The sequence below is a fragment of the Acinetobacter sp. YH12249 genome (assembly GCF_013417475.1).
Lineage (GTDB): Bacteria > Pseudomonadota > Gammaproteobacteria > Pseudomonadales > Moraxellaceae > Acinetobacter.
On sequence record NZ_VPDX01000067.1, the window covers coordinates 1 to 2567 of the forward strand.

The 2567-nt window shown below is 41.3% G+C and carries 5 protein-coding genes; 2 read left to right on the forward strand and 3 right to left on the reverse strand.

What is annotated here, in order from left to right; genetic code table 11:
- A partial coding sequence (locus tag FTV25_RS16005) for a hypothetical protein (protein WP_218950389.1) occupies nucleotides 1–259 on the reverse strand: 259 nt, incomplete at its 3' end.
- A 63-nt stretch (nucleotides 260–322) separates the two neighbouring features.
- On the opposite strand from FTV25_RS16005, the gene mobQ reads away from it, so the two are divergent.
- Both mobQ and FTV25_RS15850 read left to right on the forward strand, forming a co-directional pair.
- Entirely contained in the window at nucleotides 323–1294 is a 972-nt protein-coding gene (mobQ, locus tag FTV25_RS15845; RefSeq protein WP_087528904.1) for a MobQ family relaxase, read from the forward strand.
- Nucleotides 1291–1761 (forward strand): hypothetical protein, encoded by a 471-nt coding sequence (locus FTV25_RS15850; RefSeq protein ID WP_004870960.1) that lies wholly within the window; start codon nucleotides 1291–1293, stop codon nucleotides 1759–1761. The genes mobQ and FTV25_RS15850 overlap by 4 nt, the downstream gene beginning before the upstream one ends.
- Nucleotides 1762–1875: 114 nt before the next feature.
- On the opposite strand, the gene FTV25_RS15855 is transcribed toward FTV25_RS15850, so the two are convergent.
- Entirely contained in the window at nucleotides 1876–2157 is a 282-nt protein-coding gene (locus FTV25_RS15855) for a type II toxin-antitoxin system YafQ family toxin (RefSeq protein WP_001129137.1), read from the reverse strand.
- Complete coding sequence (locus FTV25_RS15860) at nucleotides 2150–2443, reverse strand: type II toxin-antitoxin system RelB/DinJ family antitoxin (protein WP_004870963.1); 294 nt, start codon at nucleotides 2441–2443, stop codon at nucleotides 2150–2152. Before FTV25_RS15860 ends, FTV25_RS15855 begins: the two co-directional genes overlap by 8 nt.
- Nucleotides 2444–2567 lie beyond the last annotated feature (124 nt).

Sequence of the window (2567 nt, forward strand, 5' to 3'; positions counted from 1 at the left end):
ACCCTATGAATTGAAATTCAAGCGGGTAATATGCTATCGTGTTTTTCATGAAATGCGCACTTACGACTTGAATTTCATTCAAGTCAAAAGATGCGTAAGGGGGACACCCCTTAACCCCAAAAGCAAAAGCAAGAGCGGTAAAGCAAATGAAGAAATACAATATTGATGAACAGCATATTTTTATATGCTCAAACTGTGGGAATGAATTTTTATACAAATTACCTAAAATTCTTATAGAGCAAATGAATGGAGTATCCATTCAAACTATTAGAAAAGAATGCCCGAAATGTAATCAATACGTGGATGCCACAAGGAAAATTTAATGGCGATTTACCACTGTACAACCAAAACCGTTAACCGCAGTTCGGGAAGAACTGCCGTTGCATCTATGGCTTATCGTGCAGGGGAAAAACTCAAAGATGAACGAACAGGACTAACCCACGATTTTACGAGAAAGGATGGTGTCGCCCATAGCGAAATTGTGTCTAACCTTGATATAGAAATAGACCGTAGCGAATTGTGGAACTTGGCGGAACAGTCCGAAAACCGCAAAGATGCTCGAACTGCTAGAGAATGGGTCATTGCCCTACCTGATGAATTAGACGCTGATCAACGTAAGGACTTGGCAAAAGAGTTTGCTCAATCACTTGTTGATCGCTATGGCGTGATCGCAGATTTAGCCATTCACGAACCCAGCAAAGGCGGAAATGATAAAAACCATCACGCCCATATCATGCTGACCACCCGAAAAGCTGAATTAGACCCTGACAATAAACTCACTTTGACGACAAAAACCGATATTGAGTTAAGTAATGCCAAACGCAAAAGCCTAAATATGGGAACAACCCAAGACGACATCAAACAGATTCGGGAAACATGGGCGGACTTAGCCAATCACGCACTGGAGCGAGCAGGCTACCGAGAAAAAATAGACCACCGCAGCTATGCCGATCAGAACAATGGACTACAAGCCACCATTCATGAGGGGACTTCGGTCACTCAACTCCGTAGACAAGGCATAGACACCGAAATCAGCCGTTATAACGACCATGTGAAGCAACACAACGCCCAACACCTCAAACAACAGCAACAGCGCACAGACAGCGTTTTACAGCGTGGTTTAAACCGTGCCGAGCAAGGCTTCGAGCAATGGCAGAAAAACCAAGAAGCTAAACGCCTAGAACAAGAACGCCAAGCCGAAATACAACGACAGCAAAAACTAGAGCAACAGCAAGCCGAGCGAGCCAACCGTAAAGCATCACAAGACTTAGATCAGGGCGGAATGTACCGATGAGCAACCAAAACGACCTAGATGACCAGCTCTATATTTTACTGGCATCTATGAAAGAGTATCGAGAAGCCATAGCAGACGATAACAAGCGATTAGAAGCGTTTTACAAGGAAGTGGCTAGCGGAGTACTCAATAAGACCGAAAAACACCTAAAAAACGCCAATCAGAAGCAAATAGACGCACTCAACAACAGTATTCGGGAATTAAACAATGCAACCAATCAACTTGACTGGCGATTCATGGCAATCTACGCCAGTGCTTTTGTTAGCTTGCTGATCGTTTTCTTTTTAGCATTATTTTTATATGTGCCGAGCATGGACGAAATCAAACAGCGTAGAGCAGACGTTGCATGGCTAGAACAAAAATACAGCCTAGATATTAAAAATTGCAATGGGAAGTCTTGCGTTCGCATCATGAAAAATGACTGTCACGGAGCGAATAAGGATTATTGTGTGATTGACCCAAAATAATGATTAGACAGTACTTTGCTCGGCTCTTGCCATCACCGAATCAATGACAGCAGTCGCAAAGTTGCCCGACTTTGAAACATGGCTAAAGCCATCTTTCAAAGCATCGAGCGATAGTCATCCAAAAATTTCGGAATGGCTATCCAACTGATGCAGTTCTAAAATATCGTCACCAACAAGCCTATAGATCAAGACTAAATCAGGCTTCACATGACAATCACGACAATTTTTAAACTCTGCACCACCTTTCAAGGGATGATCTAAATACTTTTCAGGCAAAGGATTATTTGCGACTAAACAATCTAATACTTCTGCCCATTCAGCCGTAACCAGTTCTAAATAACGTCTTTTAATATCACGTTTAAAAGAACTGGTTACGATAATCTTACGTTTAGCCATGTGCTTCTTCCGACATAGCTTTAATCGCTTCTTCTACCGTTTCGTACTCGGTGTACTCGCCATTTTCAATCTCTTTTAAAGATTGAAGTAACTTGGCTGCTGCTTTAGGAGTTAAAGCAGGTTCTCGTGCATAGTCAAAAGACAAAGGAATCGCTTTAGTTTTAACGATTTGATTCAAGAACAGTTTGAATGCTTGAGGCATAGTCAAACCATAGTCTTCCAAAATTGGGGTGACTTGTTCTTTTAACTCTGCTTCTAAGCGCATATTGAAATTGACTGCGGACATGATTCCCTCACTCAAAAACCATTAAAGTAAAGATAATATAAGTCATATTCTTTACTTTTTCATTACTTTTGATGTAATAAATGGTTTCTGACAACTGAATTTCGTATAACAGCCATTATGTTAA